Annotated in this window: 10 protein-coding genes, 5 tRNA genes and 3 rRNA genes; 17 read left to right on the forward strand and 1 reads right to left on the reverse strand. The window is 39.3% G+C overall.

Annotated elements, in window-relative coordinates; genetic code table 11:
• Positions 1–3: 3 nt before the first annotated feature.
• From glmM to ACSYSF_RS01595, 17 genes are all read left to right on the forward strand, one after another.
• Positions 4–1,362, forward strand: coding sequence for a phosphoglucosamine mutase (gene glmM / locus ACSYSF_RS01515; protein ID WP_489867972.1), 1,359 nt, complete (start codon positions 4–6; stop codon positions 1,360–1,362).
• Positions 1,362–1,676 carry a hypothetical protein gene (locus ACSYSF_RS01520; protein WP_489867973.1) on the forward strand — a complete coding sequence of 105 codons (315 nt, stop codon included), beginning with the start codon at positions 1,362–1,364 and terminating at the stop codon, positions 1,674–1,676. The genes glmM and ACSYSF_RS01520 overlap by 1 nt, the downstream gene beginning before the upstream one ends.
• Before the next feature lie 163 nt (positions 1,677–1,839).
• On the forward strand, positions 1,840–3,087 hold the full coding sequence (locus ACSYSF_RS01525; protein WP_489867974.1) for a glycosyltransferase: 1,248 nt from the start codon (positions 1,840–1,842) through the stop codon (positions 3,085–3,087).
• Positions 3,084–4,121, forward strand: coding sequence for a glycosyltransferase family 4 protein (locus ACSYSF_RS01530; RefSeq protein ID WP_489867975.1), 1,038 nt, complete (start codon positions 3,084–3,086; stop codon positions 4,119–4,121). Before ACSYSF_RS01525 ends, ACSYSF_RS01530 begins: the two co-directional genes overlap by 4 nt.
• On the forward strand, positions 4,121–5,122 hold the full coding sequence (locus tag ACSYSF_RS01535; protein ID WP_489867976.1) for a lysylphosphatidylglycerol synthase transmembrane domain-containing protein: 1,002 nt from the start codon (positions 4,121–4,123) through the stop codon (positions 5,120–5,122). Before ACSYSF_RS01530 ends, ACSYSF_RS01535 begins: the two co-directional genes overlap by 1 nt.
• 7 nt (positions 5,123–5,129) lie before the next feature.
• Complete coding sequence (locus ACSYSF_RS01540) at positions 5,130–5,384, forward strand: DUF1797 family protein (RefSeq protein WP_489867977.1); 255 nt, start codon at positions 5,130–5,132, stop codon at positions 5,382–5,384.
• Positions 5,385–5,499: 115 nt separating this feature from the next.
• Positions 5,500–7,704, forward strand: coding sequence for an LTA synthase family protein (locus ACSYSF_RS01545; RefSeq protein ID WP_489867978.1), 2,205 nt, complete (start codon positions 5,500–5,502; stop codon positions 7,702–7,704).
• Positions 7,705–8,156: 452 nt separating this feature from the next.
• Positions 8,157–9,730 (forward strand): 16S ribosomal RNA (locus ACSYSF_RS01550).
• 249 nt (positions 9,731–9,979) lie between these two features.
• Positions 9,980–12,895, forward strand: a 23S ribosomal RNA gene (locus tag ACSYSF_RS01555).
• 75 nt (positions 12,896–12,970) lie between these two features.
• Positions 12,971–13,087: ribosomal RNA gene (rrf, locus tag ACSYSF_RS01560) — 5S ribosomal RNA — on the forward strand.
• The 16S, 23S and 5S rRNA genes sit together here with 5 tRNA genes alongside, the layout of an rRNA operon.
• 5 nt (positions 13,088–13,092) lie before the next feature.
• A tRNA-Val gene (locus ACSYSF_RS01565) sits at positions 13,093–13,165 on the forward strand.
• Between the two features lie 2 nt (positions 13,166–13,167).
• Positions 13,168–13,241: transfer RNA gene (locus ACSYSF_RS01570), tRNA-Asp, on the forward strand.
• Between the two features lie 27 nt (positions 13,242–13,268).
• A tRNA-Trp gene (locus ACSYSF_RS01575) sits at positions 13,269–13,342 on the forward strand.
• Between the two features lie 2 nt (positions 13,343–13,344).
• Positions 13,345–13,417, forward strand: a tRNA-His gene (locus tag ACSYSF_RS01580).
• 26 nt (positions 13,418–13,443) lie between these two features.
• Positions 13,444–13,527: transfer RNA gene (locus tag ACSYSF_RS01585), tRNA-Leu, on the forward strand.
• 123 nt (positions 13,528–13,650) lie between these two features.
• Positions 13,651–14,691, forward strand: a complete 1,041-nt coding sequence (locus tag ACSYSF_RS01590; RefSeq protein WP_489867979.1) for a YdcF family protein — start codon at positions 13,651–13,653, stop codon at positions 14,689–14,691.
• Positions 14,692–14,717: 26 nt separating this feature from the next.
• Positions 14,718–15,020, forward strand: a complete 303-nt coding sequence (locus ACSYSF_RS01595; RefSeq protein ID WP_489867980.1) for a hypothetical protein — start codon at positions 14,718–14,720, stop codon at positions 15,018–15,020.
• Positions 15,021–15,068: 48 nt separating this feature from the next.
• Here ACSYSF_RS01595 and ACSYSF_RS01600 read toward each other — a convergent pair whose 3' ends face one another.
• The gene (locus ACSYSF_RS01600) at positions 15,069–17,852 is read right to left on the reverse strand and encodes a YfhO family protein (protein WP_489867981.1); all 2,784 of its coding nucleotides are present in this window, start codon (positions 17,850–17,852) and stop codon (positions 15,069–15,071) included.
• Positions 17,853–18,007 lie beyond the last annotated feature (155 nt).

Below are 18,007 nucleotides of genomic sequence, written 5' to 3' on the forward strand. Positions count from 1 at the left end.
TTTATGGTTGAATTACATTATTTTGGAACTGATGGCGTACGTGGAATTGCCAATAAAGAATTGACACCTGAATTAGCGTTCCGCTTGGGACGTATGGGTGGTGCAGTATTAACTCGTCATGCCGTGGATCATCGACCACGTGTACTAGTTGGTCGTGACACGCGAATGTCAGGTCCGATGTTGGAATCGGCGCTAATTGCAGGATTATTATCAGTTGGTATTGAAATCCAACGGTTGGATGTTATTTCAACACCTGGTGTAGCCTATCTTGTGCGTGCGCAAAAGGCAGATGCTGGTGCGCAAATTACAGCATCACATAATCCGGCTGAAGATAATGGTATTAAGTTTTTCGGATCTGATGGTATGAAGCTTTCAGATGAACTGGAAGCCGAAATTGAGGCGTTATTAGACGCACCAGAGGATACATTACCTCGCCCAGCTGCTGAAGGACTTGGTTCAGTATCAGATTTCAAAGAAGGAACTGCTAAGTACTTAGAGTTTTTGCAAACGACGATTCCAAGTAGCTTAGATGGCATGAAGTTGGCAATTGATGCGGCTAATGGGGCAACCTCTGGTTTGGTTGCTAATTTGTTCGCTGATATGGGAGCTGATTTTGATACTATGGGTACGATGCCAGATGGTGTCAACATTAACCAAAATGTTGGTTCAACACATCCTGAAGCTTTGGCTGAATTTGTGGTTGAACATGAAGCTCAAGTTGGATTAGCATTTGATGGTGACGGTGATCGTTTAATTGCAGTCGATGAAAAGGGTCAAATTGTTGATGGTGATCAAATTATGTTCATCGTTGGTAAGTATATGTCTCAACACGGTCGTCTAAAGCAAGATACGATTGTGACAACGGTTATGTCTAATATTGGTATGTATAAGGCAATGGAAGCTAATGACTTACACTCTGTTAAGACAGCAGTTGGTGATCGTTATGTTGTTGAAGAGATGCTTAAGTCTGGTTATAACCTTGGTGGTGAACAATCAGGACACGTTGTTTTCTTGGATTGGGCCACAACTGGGGATGGTATGTTGACGGCTTTGCAATTACTACATGTGATGCAAGAAACTGGCCAACCATTATCTGAATTAGCTGCTGAAATGACAGTTTATCCACAAAAGTTAGTGAACGTTAAAGTTCAAGATAAGAAAGAAGCTTTAGAGAATGAGGCAATCAAGCAAGTTATTGCCGATGTTGAAGCTGATATGAACGGAGATGGTCGTGTGTTGGTACGCCCTTCTGGTACACAAGACTTGTTACGTGTTATGGCAGAAGCACCAACGCAAGAATTAGTTGAAGAATATGTCGATCGTATGGTTGCGGTTGTACAACAAGAGGTTGGTGTTGAATAATGGCAGAAGCCTATCAAACACTGGATATAATTGAAGAAATCACACGTAATGATGGTTCAATGTATAAAGAAATTGGCAATTTACTTCATAATGGTCAAGCTGAATATGCAGTTGAAGAAGGCATGATTAAAAAAGTGCGCATTTTGAAGATTAATATTCCACATTCAGCTAATGTTGCAAAGTATGAAGCATATGTGAATGAAAACTTTGATATTCCAACTAATGTGGCCATTAGTGAGTATACTGAATGGCAACGGACACCTGAAATGGATAAAGTTGTTGAAAAGATTTTAGCTGAAAATAAAGTTAGTTAATTATAATTTGGGAGTTAGAAATAATTTTGATGTCTGGATTAAACAGATAATCATGATGATTTTTAGCTCCTTTTTTGTGGTTTTTATTGTTTAAATTTACCGTTCTAAATAGAATTTTGGTATCATATAAAGAATAAGCTATTTAGTGAAAGGCTGGTTGGTCATGAATATTGGGTTATTTACAGATACGTATGCACCACAAGTGTCAGGCGTGGTGACATCTATTCAGACATTGCGGCAGCAATTAATTGCACGGGGACATCGTGTATATATCTTTACATCAACTGATCCCAATGTGCCAAAAGATGTTTTAGAACCAGATGTTTATCGTTTTCCAAGCTTTGCTTTTATTGGTTTTAAAGATCGTCGCTTATCATATCGTGGTGGTATTCAGGCAGTCCAATTAGCAAAGAAATTAGAATTAGATATTGTCCACACACAAACTGAGTTTTCGCTTGGTTTAATTGGTAAATTAGTTGCTCGCCAGTTAAAAATTCCAGCTGTGCATACATTTCATACAAATTATGAAGATTATTTACATTACGTGGCAAACGGTAAAATCATTCGACCTGCTAACGTTGCAGTAATTGCCCGTGGTTTTATGGCGGGGATGACCGGTGTAATTGCACCGTCAAAACAAACGTATGATACATTGAATAAATATAAAGTTGCCGCACCAATTGAGATTATTCCTACGGGTGTCAATATCAAGCATGATGTGACCGAGGACAATAGTGCACAATTACGAGAGAAACTCGGTTTGGCTGCCGATACACCAGTTGTTTTATCTTTGGGTCGTGTTGCCTTTGAAAAAGATATCGACACTGCATTGTCAGTATTTGCTGAAGTGTTGGAGACAATCCCAGATGCAATCTTTTTGATTGTAGGGGGTGGACCTGCAATGCAGGCGCTAAAAGATCATGTTCGTTCATTAGAAATTCAAGATAATGTTATTTTCACAGGTGAAGTTAATCATAGTGACGTTTATGGTTATTATCGATTAGCAGATGTCTTTTTGTCTGCTTCAGTGTCAGAAACACAAGGATTAACATTTATTGAAGCAATGACAGCTGAAACGCCGGTTGTTGCAATGCGTAGTCCATATTTAGAAACCGTTGTTATTGATGAAAATATTGGTGCTTTAGCTGATGATAGTTACGAGTTATTAGAACCAGTGATTAAATACTTAATGGCTAAAAAAAATCATCAAGTGATTGGACAACCAGCTTTACGTAAAAAAGTATTGCATGATATTGATGCCGAAACATTTGGTCAACGTGTACTAGATTGTTATTCTGAGGCATTGGTTGTATACCATGAAGAGGAGGATATGGCAGAGGCTGATAGTAACGATTTGGAATATGCTAAGTCGTTTTTATCTAGAACCGCGTTCCATAAAGGGAAAAAATGATTCGAATTACAATGTTTTCAGCAGCAGAAACAGTGCCTGGTCAAGGTGTTGGCTCTGCGTATAGAGAGCTCGTTAATCTATTAACTGACAAGTTCCCTGATAAATTTGACTTGAAATATAATAGTCTGGCAAAAACAGATATAAGTCATTATCACACCATTAATTTTGGCTTTTTTCTAAATACATTTTTGCCTGGACGTGGTAAAAAAGTTGGCTACGTTCACTTTATTCCTGAGACTTTAGAAGACTCAATCAACTTGTGGTGGCCTTTTAAAAAAATCTTTTATTGGTATGTGATGACTTTTTATAAACGAATGGATGAAATTGTTGTTGTTAATCCAGTCTTTATCGATAAATTAGTGGCGTTAGGTGTTAAGCGAGATAAAATAACTTTTATTCCTAATTTCGTTTCTAAAAAAGAATTCTTTCCGAAACCAGTCGCACAAAAAAATAATATTTGTGAAAAATTATCATTACCGATAGATAAATTTATTGTGTTGGGGGTTGGTCAAGTCCAAGTACGTAAAGGTGTCTTAGATTTCATTGAATTGGCCAAAGCTAACCCAAACTGGACATTTGTGTGGGTAGGTGGCTTTTCATTTGGTGCTATTACAGCTGGCTATGATCAATTAAAAAAAGTGGTTGATAATCCACCTGAAAATTTAATTTTTCCAGGAATTGTTGCGCGCGATTTAATGAATGATTATTATAATGCAGCAGATGTCTTTTTGTTGCCTAGTTATACAGAGTTGTTCCCAATGTCTGCATTAGAAGCGTTCAGTACGGGTACACCAACAGTGTTGCGTGATTTAGACTTATATCGCGCAGTGATTGATGGCTACTACTTACCAGCTACTGATCGGCAAGCCATGCAATATCAATTGGATCGGTTAGCGTCAGATAATGTATTACGTGATAAGGTTGGTAAACAAGCCTTGGCAGCATCTGACTATTATTCTGCTGAACGCGTTGCAGATATATGGGAAAAGTATTATACCAGTCAGGTAAATCATAAAGATGATGAGGTAAAATAATGACGAGGCGTAATGGCATTGTATTCGTATTGATGATGATACTGGGCCTAGGTATTTTCTACTGGTCATTTCGTAGCATCAGTATGCATCAATTAATGCATGATCTTGGCAATGCTAATTGGTGGTGGTTATTGGTAGCCGTTCTAGCAATGGTTATTTATTTACTAATAGAAGCAGTTGTCGTTAAAATATTTGTAGATGATTCCCACGAAAAATTATCTTGGTTTGACGCTATTCGTGTGCCATTGGTTGAACAGTTTGGGAATGGGATAACACCATTTGCTGCTGGTGGTCAGCCAATGCAATTGATAACTTTAATTAAAGCAGGGGTTGATCCCGGCCGTGCAGGCTCAATTCTTTTAATGAAATTTGTGGTTTATCAAGCCATGATTGTCGTGAACTTTTTTCTAGCTATGGTGATTGGCTATCAATTTATCGCTGACAAGCTAAAGGCGTGGGCATGGTTTTTAGTCTTAGGCTTTTTAATTCATTTTATTGTAATTGTTGTGTTATTGTTAGTAATGTATTGGCCAGGGTTAACAAGAACTTTGGCCAACCTTGTCTTTAAGCCATTATCTTGGTTTAAACCACAAAAGGTAGCCGAATGGCAATCAATGGTTGATGATAAAATCAATAACTTTCACCAAGAAAGTATCCGTATGAGTCATGACTGGTCGACTTTGCTAAAAGCAATCTGTCTGACTTTAGTACAATTATTGGTTTATTATTTGATTCCATATTTCATTTTGCTAGCGTTAGGTGCGCAACATGTTAATGTTATTTTGGTAATGTCATTGCACGTCTTAATTGTTATGGTTATTTCTTTATTCCCTATACCAGGTGGTACTGGTGGGGCCGAAATTGGTTTTTCGATGATTTTTTCTGAGTTTTTACCAAGTGCAGCGTTGTTGGTTTGCGCGATGGCTTTATGGCGCCTTATCACATATTATCTAGGAATGTTTGCAGGAATCATTGCATTTAATATAGAATCAAAACAGTGAGGTAAAAATGCCAGTAGAAAATGATTTAAATAAAATAGTTCAACGAATCTATGCAATGATGAAAGATCAAAAGAATCCTTTGCAACAGCGTGATTTTAGCGTCTTTGGCGTGCCGGTTGTGACGGTGTTGTACGATTCTGTATCTGGGATGTTTGCATTAGAAACAAATCAAGAACGACATGAACGTTTTGCCTTTGATGATGTTGATTTATTGGCAATTGATGTTTATGAAGCACTATCAGACTTTAAAGCGGTTTTTTAAACTTAGAGTACTTTTATGGTGTTTTTAATATGACACCTGTTTAATAACTAAGTTAGATACTAATTATTCAATTAGAAAATCGATTTACAGTTAAAAAATATTTGGAGAGAATATAATGCAACGAGTTATGTTAGCCATTAAGAAAAAATGGCCAGATTTTAATGGAACCGTTGGCTTTTTCTTGTTATCTGTATTTTTAGTATGGATTAAAACGTATTGGGCCTATAAAACGAGTTTTTCTTTAGGTGTTAAAGGACCCCTACAAGAATTCATTTTGGTATTGAATCCATTACCAACAGCAATTATTTTATTGAGTATTGCTTTATACTTTAGAGGTAAAGTTGCTTATTGGTTAATGGTTTTAATCAATTTAATACAATCAATTTGGCTATTTGCCAATATGTTGTACTATCGTGAGTTTTCCGACTTTCTTTCTTTAAACATTATTAATTCTGGTGGGTCAGTAGATAATAATTTAGGAAAATCAATTGCACAAATCATTAGTCCATTTGATTTTCTAGTTTTCTTAGACATTATTATTCTGGTGTTACTACTACTATTTAAAAAGATTAAGTATGATAAGGCAGTTGTTCAAAAGCGATTCGCTGCCTTAACGACATTATTCGGTGTTGTTTTGATGTTGGTCGGTTATGGTATTTCAAGCAAGGACCGTTCAGGGCTACTAACGCGTACATTTGATAATAATTATATTGTTAAGTACTTAGGACTGAATGAATATGCTGCTTATAACGTCTTCAAGACTAAGCAAACTGCTGACGTTAAGAAGGATGCTAAGGCTAAAGACTTAAACAAGATTAAAAACTATGTCAAAAATAATCAAACTTTGAAGAATGCTACTTACTTCGGTAAGGAAAATGGTAAGAATGTTATCATGTTCCATTTGGAATCTTTCCAACAATTTTTGATTGATTATAAGGTTGATGGTGTTGAAGTCACACCTAATTTGAACAAGTTCTATCATGATCAGAGCACGCTTTCTTTTGATAATTTCTACAATGAAGTTGGACAAGGAAAAACTGCTGATGCCGAAATGATGTTAGAAAATGGTCTGTTCGGTACGGCTTCAGGTTCGGCTATGGTTAATTATGGTACGTCTAATACTTACCAAGCTGTGCCAGCTATTCTAGATCAAAAGGGTTATACAACTGCAGCAATGCACGGGGATGTTGCTTCTTTCTGGAATCGTGATAACACGTACAAGTCATGGGGCTATGATTATTTCTTTAGTAAACCTTATTTCAAGAATGCTAATAACGCAGATTACAATATTGGTTATGGTATGAAGGATAAAATCTTCTTGAAGGATTCAGCTAAGTACTTAGAGCAATTGCCACAGCCATTCTATTCAAAGGCTATTACGGTTACTAATCATTATCCTTATGACTTGGACAAGCAAAATACTTCAATTGCTAAGACCAAGACTAAGGACAAGACGGTTGATGGTTATGTGCAAACAGCACGTTATTTGGATCAATCATTTGCTGAGTTTTTGAATTGGATGAAAAAGTCTGGTTTGTATGATAACTCAATGATTGTTTTGTATGGTGATCATTATGGTATTTCTGAGAACCACAAAGCAGCGATCGCAAAATTGAATGGAAAGAAGAATACATCTAATTTTGATTTAGCTAATTGGCAAAAGGTACCATTCATGATTCATGCGCCTGGTTTGAAGGGTGGTATTAATCATACTTATGGTGGTGAAATCGATGTTATGCCAACAATTTTGCATTTGTTGGGCTCATCAACTGATAAAAACATTCAATTTGGTCAAGATTTACTAGCACCAAACCGACGTCAGGTAGTGCCTTTTAGAAATGGTGACTGGGTATCTTCTGAATATATCAAATATGGTGGCGATTATTATGTCACGACAACCGGGACAAAGATTAAGCCAAAGGAAGATCCACGTGCTAAGGAAATTATTGATCAAACCCAAAATTATGTTGATAAAATGTTAACTTACTCTGATGATGTGCAGACGGGAGATTTGCTTCGTTTCTATAAGTTAGATGGCTTTGATAAGGTTAAGCCTAAAGATTATTCTTACCAGAAGGCTAAGGGTATGAGTCTCTTAAAGAAGATGAACAAGGATAATGACACATCACTAAAGGCTAAGCATGATAATAAAACAACGGTTAAAGACTATATAACCGATGCACCAGAATTGGGTGGAAAGCCACAAACTATTCAAGAAGCATCTTCGTCATCTGACGATAATAATACGGCTGATAAGAATGCCGATGATGGTAATGGGACTGATACAAATACAACTGATGCAAATAATGATGGTCAATAATTCGTTTGTATTTTAAAACTTTATAATGCGAAAATGAAAAGCTCATTGGACGGTTACTTGAAAAATTAGTGACTGATCTAAGGAGCTTTTTTATTATGGAAATAAATTTGAATAGTAAAAAATGTTCGTTAAAAATAAAGCAAAACAAGTAGTTGACGAACGTTTATATCTACGGTATATTATATAAGCAGTCAAAATGGTATTGCATATTATATAAAATATTTATTTAAAGAAGTTGTTGACTTTTTAAATCAGTTCTGTATAATAGATTAAGTTGTCAGCGAGACAATAAATGTTGATCATTGAAAACTGAATATCGTTTCGATAGAACAAATGTGTAGGGTCATCAAGCAATTTGCTTGATACAAAAAACATTTGCGAAGTCAATTCGCTAATAAATTCGTTTAACTTCTGTTAAACAAATAACAAATATTGAGTTATACTCAAACTTTTAAAATGAGAGTTTGATCCTGGCTCAGGATGAACGCTGGCGGCGTGCCTAATACATGCAAGTCGAACGCTTTGTGCAAATTGATATGACGAGCTTGCTCTGATTTGATTTTTGATTTCAAAGAGTGGCGAACGGGTGAGTAACACGTGGGTAACCTACCTCTTAGCAGGGGATAACATTTGGAAACAAGTGCTAATACCGTATAATACCAACAACCGCATGGTTGTTGGTTGAAAGATGGTTCTGCTATCACTAAGAGATGGACCCGCGGTGCATTAGCTAGTTGGTAAGGTAATGGCTTACCAAGGCGATGATGCGTAGCCGAGTTGAGAGACTGATCGGCCACAATGGGACTGAGACACGGCCCATACTCCTACGGGAGGCAGCAGTAGGGAATCTTCCACAATGGGCGCAAGCCTGATGGAGCAACGCCGCGTGTGTGATGAAGGGTTTCGGCTCGTAAAACACTGTTATAAGAGAAGAACGGCACTGAGAGTAACTGTTCAGTGTGTGACGGTATCTTACCAGAAAGGAACGGCTAAATACGTGCCAGCAGCCGCGGTAATACGTATGTTCCAAGCGTTATCCGGATTTATTGGGCGTAAAGCGAGCGCAGACGGTTATTTAAGTCTGAAGTGAAAGCCCTCAGCTCAACTGAGGAGTTGCTTTGGAAACTGGATAACTTGAGTGCAGTAGAGGAAAGTGGAACTCCATGTGTAGCGGTGAAATGCGTAGATATATGGAAGAACACCAGTGGCGAAGGCGGCTTTCTGGACTGTAACTGACGTTGAGGCTCGAAAGTGTGGGTAGCAAACAGGATTAGATACCCTGGTAGTCCACACCGTAAACGATGAGTGCTAGATGTTCGAGGGTTTCCGCCCTTGAGTGTCGCAGCTAACGCATTAAGCACTCCGCCTGGGGAGTACGACCGCAAGGTTGAAACTCAAAGGAATTGACGGGGACCCGCACAAGCGGTGGAGCATGTGGTTTAATTCGAAGCAACGCGAAGAACCTTACCAGGTCTTGACATCCCTTGCAAACACTAGAAATAGTGTGTTCCCTTCGGGGACAAGGTGACAGGTGGTGCATGGTTGTCGTCAGCTCGTGTCGTGAGATGTTGGGTTAAGTCCCGCAACGAGCGCAACCCTTATTATTAGTTGCCAGCATTTAGTTGGGCACTCTAGTGAGACTGCCGGTGACAAACCGGAGGAAGGTGGGGATGACGCCAAATCATCATGCCCCTTATGACCTGGGCTACACACGTGCTACAATGGCATATACAACGAGCCGCTAACCCGCGAGGGTACGCTAATCTCTTAAAGTATGTCTCAGTTCGGATTGTAGGCTGCAACTCGCCTACATGAAGTCGGAATCGCTAGTAATCGCGGATCAGCACGCCGCGGTGAATACGTTCCCGGGTCTTGTACACACCGCCCGTCACACCATGAGAGTTTGTAACACCCAAAGCCGGTGGGGTAACCTTTTAGGAGCCAGCCGTCTAAGGTGGGACAGATGATTAGGGTGAAGTCGTAACAAGGTAGCCGTAAGAGAACCTGCGGCTGGATCACCTCCTTTCTAAGGAAAATCGGAACCTACACATTCTATACGAAACGATATTTAGTTTTGAGTGGTTAACACTCAACATTAGTTCTTTGAAAACTGAATCATAATTGTAAATTTTTAAATTCATTTATATTGATAGTATCAATAAAATTGAGCCGAAAAAATACACCGCGTAATTTTTTGAGTTTTTTAAATAAGTTTAAAATCGCTTGTGACCATTGAATCACAATACTCAAACGAAATCATCAACGAAAGTTGATCGGTTAAGTTATTAAGGGCGCATGGTGAATGCCTTGGCACTAGAAGCCGATGAAGGACGGGACTAACACCGATATGCCTCGGGGAGCTGTAAGTAAGCTTTGATCCGGGGATTTCCGAATGGGGGAACCCAGCTTGTTATGCAAGTTATCGTTTAGTCAATACATAGCTAAACGAAGGTAGACGTTGTGAACTGAAACATCTCATTAGCAATAGGAGCAGAAAGAAAAATCGATTCCGTCAGTAGCGGCGAGCGAACGCGGAGTAGCCCAAACCAGAGTGCTTGCACTCTGGGGTTGTAGGACTACCGTTGTGGAGTTACAAATTTGTTTATTAACAGAATCAGTTGGGAAACTGAGCGAGACAGGGTGATAGCCCCGTATGTGAAAGTAAGCAAACTCCCGTGTAGGATCCTGAGTACGGCCGGACACGTGAAATCCGGTCGGAAACTGCGAGGACCATCTCGTAAGGCTAAATACTCTCTAGTGACCGATAGTGAACCAGTACCGTGAGGGAAAGGTGAAAAGCACCCCGGAAGGGGAGTGAAAAAGTTCCTGAAACCATGTGCCTACAACAAGTTAGAGCCCGTTAATGGGTGATAGCGTGCCTTTTGTAGAATGAACCGGCGAGTTACGATACCATGCGAGGTTAAGGTGGAAAGACCGGAGCCGTAGCGAAAGCGAGTCTGAAATGGGCGCTTAAGTATGTTGTTGTAGACCCGAAACCAGGTGACCTACCCATGTCCAGGGTGAAGGTGTGGTAAAACGCACTGGAGGCCCGAACCCGTACATGTTGAAAAATGTTGGGATGAGGTGTGGGTAGCGGTGAAATTCCAATCGAACTTGGAGATAGCTGGTTCTCTCCGAAATAGCTTTAGGGCTAGCCTCGGAAGATAGCGTGTTGGAGGTAGAGCACTGTTTTGATGCGGGGCCCATCTCGGGTTACTAAATTAAGATAAACTCCGAATGCCAATCACGTATGTCCGGGAGTCAGACAGTGAGTGATAAGATCCATTGTCGAAAGGGGAACAGCCCAGATCGTCAGTTAAGGTCCCTAAGTGTGTGTTAAGTGGAAAAGGATGTGAAGTTGCATAGACAACTAGGATGTTGGCTCAGAAGCAGCCACCATTTAAAGAGTGCGTAATAGCTCACTAGTCGAGTGATTCTGCGCCGAAAATGTACCGGGGCTAAACACACCACCGAAACTACGGGTGCCACGTAAGTGGCGCGATAGGAGAGCGTTCTAAGGGCAGTGAAGTCAGACCGTGAGGACTGGTGGAGCGCTTAGAAGTGAGAATGCCGGTATGAGTAGCGAAAGACAGGTGAGAATCCTGTCCACCGTATGACTAAGGTTTCCTGGGGAAGGCTCGTCCTCCCAGGGTTAGTCGGGACCTAAGGCGAGGCCGAAAGGCGTAGTCGATGGCTAACAGGTTGAGATTCCTGTACCAGGTGAACATGTTTGAACAATGGAGGGACGCAGAAGGCTAACAGATCCCAGCGATTGGAAATGCTGGGTCAAGCAATAAGTCTTGAGGTGAGTTAAATGCTTGCTTCTTATAGGACAAGTTGTGATGAGGACCGAAATAAAGTAGGGAAGTCTGTGATGTCACGCTGCCGAGAAAAGCTTCTAGTTAGTGTTTACCTGCCCGTACCGCAAACCGACACAGGTAGTCGAGGAGAGCATCCTAAGGTGAGCGAGTGAACTCTCGTTAAGGAACTCGGCAAAATGACCCCGTAACTTCGGGAGAAGGGGTGCTCAGCGCAAGCTGAGCCGCAGTGAATAGGCCCAGGCGACTGTTTATCAAAAACACAGGTTTCTGCAAAATCGTAAGATGACGTATAGGGGCTGACGCCTGCCCGGTGCTGGAAGGTTAAAAGGAGTGCTTAGCTTCGGCGAAGGTACGAATTGAAGCCCCAGTAAACGGCGGCCGTAACTATAACGGTCCTAAGGTAGCGAAATTCCTTGTCGGGTAAGTTCCGACCCGCACGAAAGGCGTAACGATCTGGGCGCTGTCTCAACGAGAGACTCGGTGAAATTTAAAGACCCGTGAAGATGCGGGTTACCCGCGACAGGACGGAAAGACCCCATGGAGCTTTACTGTAGCTTGATATTGAGTGTTTGTGCAGCTTGTACAGCATAGGTAGGAGCCGTAGAAATCGGGACGCTAGTTTCGATGGAGGCACACGTGGGATACTACCCTCGTTGTATGAACACTCTAACTCACACCACTAAGCGTGGTGGAAGACAGTGTCTGGCAGGCAGTTTGACTGGGGCGGTCGCCTCCCAAAGAGTAACGGAGGCGCCCAAAGGTTCCCTCAGAATGGTTGGAAATCATTCGCAGAGTGTAAAGGCACAAGGGAGCTTGACTGTGAGACTTACCAGTCGAGCAGGTACGAAAGTAGGGCTTAGTGATCCGGTGGTTCCGCATGGAAGGGCCATCGCTCAACGGACAAAAGCTACCCTGGGGATAACAGGCTTATCTCCCCCAAGAGTCCACATCGACGGGGAGGTTTGGCACCTCGATGTCGGCTCATCGCATCCTGGGGCTGTAGTCGGTCCCAAGGGTTGGGCTGTTCGCCCATTAAAGCGGTACGCGAGCTGGGTTCAGAACGTCGTGAGACAGTTCGGTCCCTATCCGTCGCGGGCGTAGGAAATTTGAGAGGAGCTGCCCTTAGTACGAGAGGACCGGGGTGGACGTACCACTGGTGTATCAGTTGTTCCGCCAGGAGCATCGCTGAGTAGCTATGTACGGATGAGATAAACGCTGAAAGCATCTAAGTGTGAAACTCGCCTCGAGATGAGATTTCCCATTCAGTAATGAAGTAAGACCCCTTATAGATGATAAGGTAGATAGGCTAGAAGTGGCAGTACGGTGACGTATGGAGCGGACTAGTACTAATGGTTCGAGGACTTAACCAAGTAGCAAGTGGTGTAAGGCAAGAAAATTTAATTATGATTCAGTTTTGAGAGAACTAAGTTCACTCAATAAATACGTGTCGTGATGATGGCACTGAGGTCACACCTGTTCCCATACCGAACACAGCAGTTAAGCTCAGTAGCGCCAAAAGTAGTTGGAGGATCGCCTCCTGCGAGGATAGGACGTCGCGATGCAACATGGACGTTTAGCTCAGCTGGGAGAGCACCTGCCTTACAAGCAGGGGGTCACAGGTTCGATCCCTGTAACGTCCATTGGTCGCATGGTCTAGTTGGTTATGACGTTCGCCTGTCACGCGAAAGATCACGGGTTCGAATCCCGTTGTGACCGTACAATTAAGTATTACATTATTGTTATAGGGGTATAGTTTAGCGGTAGAACAACGGTCTCCAAAACCGTCGGCGGGGGTTCGATTCCCTCTACCCCTGCCATGGCGGTAGTGGTGAAGTGGTTAACACACCGGTTTGTGGTTCCGGCACGCGTGGGTTCGATCCCCATCTACCGCCCTTGTTAATGTAGTACTTAATATAATGCCGTTGTGGCGGAATTGGCAGACGCGCTGGACTCAAAATCCAGTTCCCGCAAGGGAGTATGGGTTCGACCCCCATCGACGGCATTTTTTAAAGTCTCAAGGCCTTTATTTAAGGTTTTGGGACTTTTTATTTTGTGTTTATAACGTGCTAAAATTATCGAAGTAAAATGTGTTGGTAGAACAATTAAGATTAATATAGGAGATATTATGGCGATTTATACTACAGTAGTAATTGTTTTACTATTAATGACCATTTTTTTGTATTGGTTTAGAAAATTATTTTGGAGTCTGATTATAGCTAATGTATTACTATATGTTTTAGCCTTTTCATTTATTGACTTAGTAAATAATGCAAATATTAGTAATGAAATTATTAGCTTTTCAATTTTAGTGGTCCTCTATGTGATTTTACCTATTATGTTTGTAACTGGTTGTATTTTCTTAGTTCGAAATACAAAGATTATGTATGATAAAGAGGGTAGAAGTTTAGTCGCAAAGCTTTCGGCTATGTTTGGGATAAATGCTTTAATAATCGTAATCGTCCTATTATGTATTATGATATTTGATTCACTATTAAAGAATGTTTACTTGATGATAATGCTTGAATCATTTGTTGTGAGTGATCTTTTCTTTATGACTTTGTTTATTTGTTATTTAATATATTCAATAATTAATCAAATGATGCCTTATCATAAAAAGGTTGATTATATTATTGTTTTAGGTGCAGGCATTCGTTCAGAAGAAGTGACGCCATTATTGAAGAGTCGTTTGGATAAAGGTATTATGTACTTTGAAAAGTATCCACAAGCTAAATTTGTGGTGAGTGGTGGGCAAGGACCTGATGAGCCAGTAAGTGAAGCATTTGCAATGGCAAAATATTTACGTTCACAAAATATTCCAGATAGTCAAATTATTATGGAGAATCAATCTACAAATACGTATGAAAATATGAAGTATTCTAAAGTTAAAATCATGGCTGATTGGTCCATTGCAGACGATAAGCCAAATGTATTGTTTACAACGAATAATTACCATGTTTTGCATTACCATGTTTTGCGTAGTATGATATATGCTAATAAAGCAAAATTAAAAGCACATGGGGTTGGGGCACCAACTTCTTATTATTTTCTACCTTCCGCAGTGTTACGTGAATACGTTGCCTTGTTGGTTCAAAATAAATTTAGTGTGCTTTTAATAATTTTACTTATTATAACGTTTATTGTAAGAACTTTTTGGCCCATCTTTTAGTATAAATAGAATTAGGAGATAAAATAATGGCAAAAGATCCAATTACTGGTGATAATCATCAACAGTTAATGCAAAATTTTAATGAAGAAGGACCACAAGTTGGTGAAAAAAATATTACTTTACCAGCTGGCTTTTTGGTTCGTGATGAATCAGACGATGAAAAGGCTTATGACCATTGGGAAGTATTGCGTCGCGCTGATGAAACTTATTGGTCACCATTAGATGGTGATCGTAAAACGTTATACGATATTACAAACTTTAAAATTAAAAACAATCAAAATGATGAATGGCTAACAATTGCCGAGTGGTTTAAATTAGATAAATTTTAAAACATACAAAAAAACTTCCTTGAATTGAAATTCAGGGAAGTTTTTTTGTTACAAGAGACTAACGATACACATTATTACTAGAATAACGATGGCTAACAAACAAATATATTTTGCTAACTTTATACCAGGTGTGCTGTAAGTTAATGTAATTTTGTTTTGTCCGGCCTCAAGTGGGATACCGATAAATCCATTATTTAATTTAATTAGCTGATGCTGTCCATCACCTTGCCAACCATGACTATAAGGAATAGTTGTAGCCATTATTTGTTTTTTATTAACTTTTATACGAGTTTTAATTTGGTTGTCTTTTAAAGTGTAGGCAGGAGCCCGTCGTTTAATATTTTTGGCAACTTTATCAAATCGTTTATCAGTTGGAATAGCTTTAATCTGAACATCAAAACTATAACTACCCGGTTTACTAAATGTAATCGGAATAAATGTTTCTTTTGTAACGTTGGTTGCTTGACCGAGGTTAAGCGTTACTTGTTTTTGTGGGTTATAAAATGACAAATTAGTTTTGCCAGTTTGGGTAAATGAGCTAGTGTAATCATTATAAGTTGCCGTTAAAGTATAACCGCTGATTTCTTTACCAGCAGAACTAATGTGCTTTTTATACCAGTTCCACGTATAAGCATTCTCATTGTATTGTCGATCAATTAAGTTCTGTGGATTTTGTTTGTCTTGCGCATAATTATACTTGTATTTATCTAAAGCAGCTTGTTGTTGTTGCTTTAGATTAAAAGGCTTGTAATGGATATTAGATAGTTCTAAATGTAATTCAGTGCCTTTCAATTGCTTAGATGGGCTTAGATATATACCATCAGGCAAAAACTCTGGATTAGTTGTATAAGTTATATGCTTTGATTGACGAGGTTCCTTTGTTAAATTAGTACGAATATCAGTTGTTTTCACTGATTTTGCAAATTTAGACTTTTGCTTTGATTGTCCTTTTCTAGTGACAATACTATCAGCCAAAGTTGCTTCTTTTTCTGTTGGTGATAGGTGCTGATAGGCACGTTTATTAATATTATTTTTTACCAAATATAACAATGGATAGGCGTCTTCAGAATGAGTAGGCGTTTGGCCGTTAATAATTTGATTATTATCAGCCAGGTAAGAATTTGGCGTAAGTGCATCTGGGTTTTCAAAACGATCAGCAACACCTAGAACATTACTGATAACATTACGTGAATCTAAATTACCAGTAATATCATTCGGATTTGAAGTACTAACATCTAAATCAGCAAGCCCACGGCCAACATCACCATTCTGTAGTGACCAGTAACTCTCAACATTATTCAGTGAACCAGTAATTGGCAAGTTTGTGGCAGGCGCAATACCAGTTGCGTCATTTAGTTGATTATCAACATAAGCTCTGGTGAGCGCTTTGTCCTTGTTTTTAGGATATTCCTTTTGTTGTTTAATTAATTGTTGAACAGTGTTATTTGGTAGTAAATCAGTTTTCGATGGATCCGTATTGCTGGTGTGATTTCTAACAGTAATAAAGAATATATTGATGATAACTACAATAATTAACCAGACGGGTTTGAAAGACGGCATCGTTTGTGTAAACCATAATACGGCTAGTGTCGCAAAATAGAGGGCAATTATCATACCATAACGACTATTCAGATTAAAATTACTGATAATGAATAGTGAAACTGAAGCGACAACACCGATAATAAAGAACCAAACATAATCACGTTTTGTTAACTCTAATAAATGATTAAGCATCTGGAAGAGCATGATACAAATAGGAAGTGACACCATAAATATCCAACGATTAGATGGTGAAGAGCCACCATTTAATAGTGCTGCAAAAACAGGTGTGCTGACGCCAATAATGGTGATTATCCATAGAATATTAAACGACAAGTATTGTTTCCAACGGCGCAAAGAAAAAATAATTGCCATAATGCTAATCGCACTAAACCCACCAGTTAACCAGAACGAGGGGGTGTTAAGATTGGCAATTAAATTACCAGGTAGTGCTAAATAGTAGTAAAGCGGATAAACAGTCAAGCCATTGGCGATGGTAGCATTAGAGCGTGCTGAATTCAAAACAGCATCAATACTAGGTAATAATATGGGAGCTGCTAACATTGCTCCAAGTAGCCCAGAACCTATTATATTTAGATGACTCTGCCAATGTGACCAAGTTTTATGGTAAAACTGGTAGCCTACCCAAAAGAGACCCACACCAATTATCATCATGAATGCAAAATAAAAATTATTCCAAATTGTCCAAAAGACCATGAAAATGAGTGGCAAAAATTTATGATGCGTTAGTGCATGATGCATTGCCAACAATAATAATGGGAAAATAATTAATGGATTAAGGAAAAATGGATGTTCAAATGCTGAAAAGGCTGTATAACCTGCAAAAATATAAGAAAAAATGGCGATTTGATAATGCCAATTAGGTGCTATTTGAAAATAATGTTTTAGTACTGCTAAACAAGCAATCCCTGCCAAATATAACCTGACAATAATCATGACATTATAATAAGTTAATAAATGACCCTTAGAGATAAATGCAGCACCATAAGTAAAGATATCGCCTAAAGTATAATATGAAAAAGTTTGATAGTAATCAGCACCAAGGCCAAGTTTCCAAGACCAATTTGTGGGTAAAGTGTGGTGAAAAATAATGTTTTTAAGATCAGATTGCCATTGTACTAATGCTGGGTAATGTTGTGCAATACCATCTGATTGCCAAACTAATGATGTGTTGGTTAAGTAATAGGGGGCAAAAATAAGAATTACTAAAACCAAAAATAAAAATGAATAAGTCAAAAAAATTTTAGATGACTGTTTAAACTGCCTAGGCATGATGCTTTCTACCTCCGAAAGAGTATCAAAATATTATATCATTTTCGGTGATAAGCGATACTTAAAAATTTTATCTTGTGAAAAAAGCAATAAATTTATAAGTATTGACGTAGAATGGGAAAATGTGATAATTGCAATCGTTTACAGCCTATAAA

This window comes from Weissella sp. ESL1139 (genome assembly GCF_058506735.1).

What these genes read in the sequence shown, in the direction of transcription:
- glmM (WP_489867972.1), top strand. Translation starts at nt 4, where the DNA reads ATGGTTGAATTACATTATTTTGGAACTGATGGCGTACGTGGAATTGCC.
- ACSYSF_RS01520 (WP_489867973.1), top strand. Translation starts at nt 1,362, where the DNA reads ATGGCAGAAGCCTATCAAACACTGGATATAATTGAAGAAATCACACGT.
- ACSYSF_RS01525 (WP_489867974.1), top strand. Translation starts at nt 1,840, where the DNA reads ATGAATATTGGGTTATTTACAGATACGTATGCACCACAAGTGTCAGGC.
- ACSYSF_RS01530 (WP_489867975.1), top strand. Translation starts at nt 3,084, where the DNA reads ATGATTCGAATTACAATGTTTTCAGCAGCAGAAACAGTGCCTGGTCAA.
- ACSYSF_RS01535 (WP_489867976.1), top strand. Translation starts at nt 4,121, where the DNA reads ATGACGAGGCGTAATGGCATTGTATTCGTATTGATGATGATACTGGGC.
- ACSYSF_RS01540 (WP_489867977.1), top strand. Translation starts at nt 5,130, where the DNA reads ATGCCAGTAGAAAATGATTTAAATAAAATAGTTCAACGAATCTATGCA.
- ACSYSF_RS01545 (WP_489867978.1), top strand. Translation starts at nt 5,500, where the DNA reads ATGCAACGAGTTATGTTAGCCATTAAGAAAAAATGGCCAGATTTTAAT.
- ACSYSF_RS01590 (WP_489867979.1), top strand. Translation starts at nt 13,651, where the DNA reads ATGGCGATTTATACTACAGTAGTAATTGTTTTACTATTAATGACCATT.
- ACSYSF_RS01595 (WP_489867980.1), top strand. Translation starts at nt 14,718, where the DNA reads ATGGCAAAAGATCCAATTACTGGTGATAATCATCAACAGTTAATGCAA.
- ACSYSF_RS01600 (WP_489867981.1), bottom strand. Translation starts at nt 17,852, where the DNA reads ATGCCTAGGCAGTTTAAACAGTCATCTAAAATTTTTTTGACTTATTCA.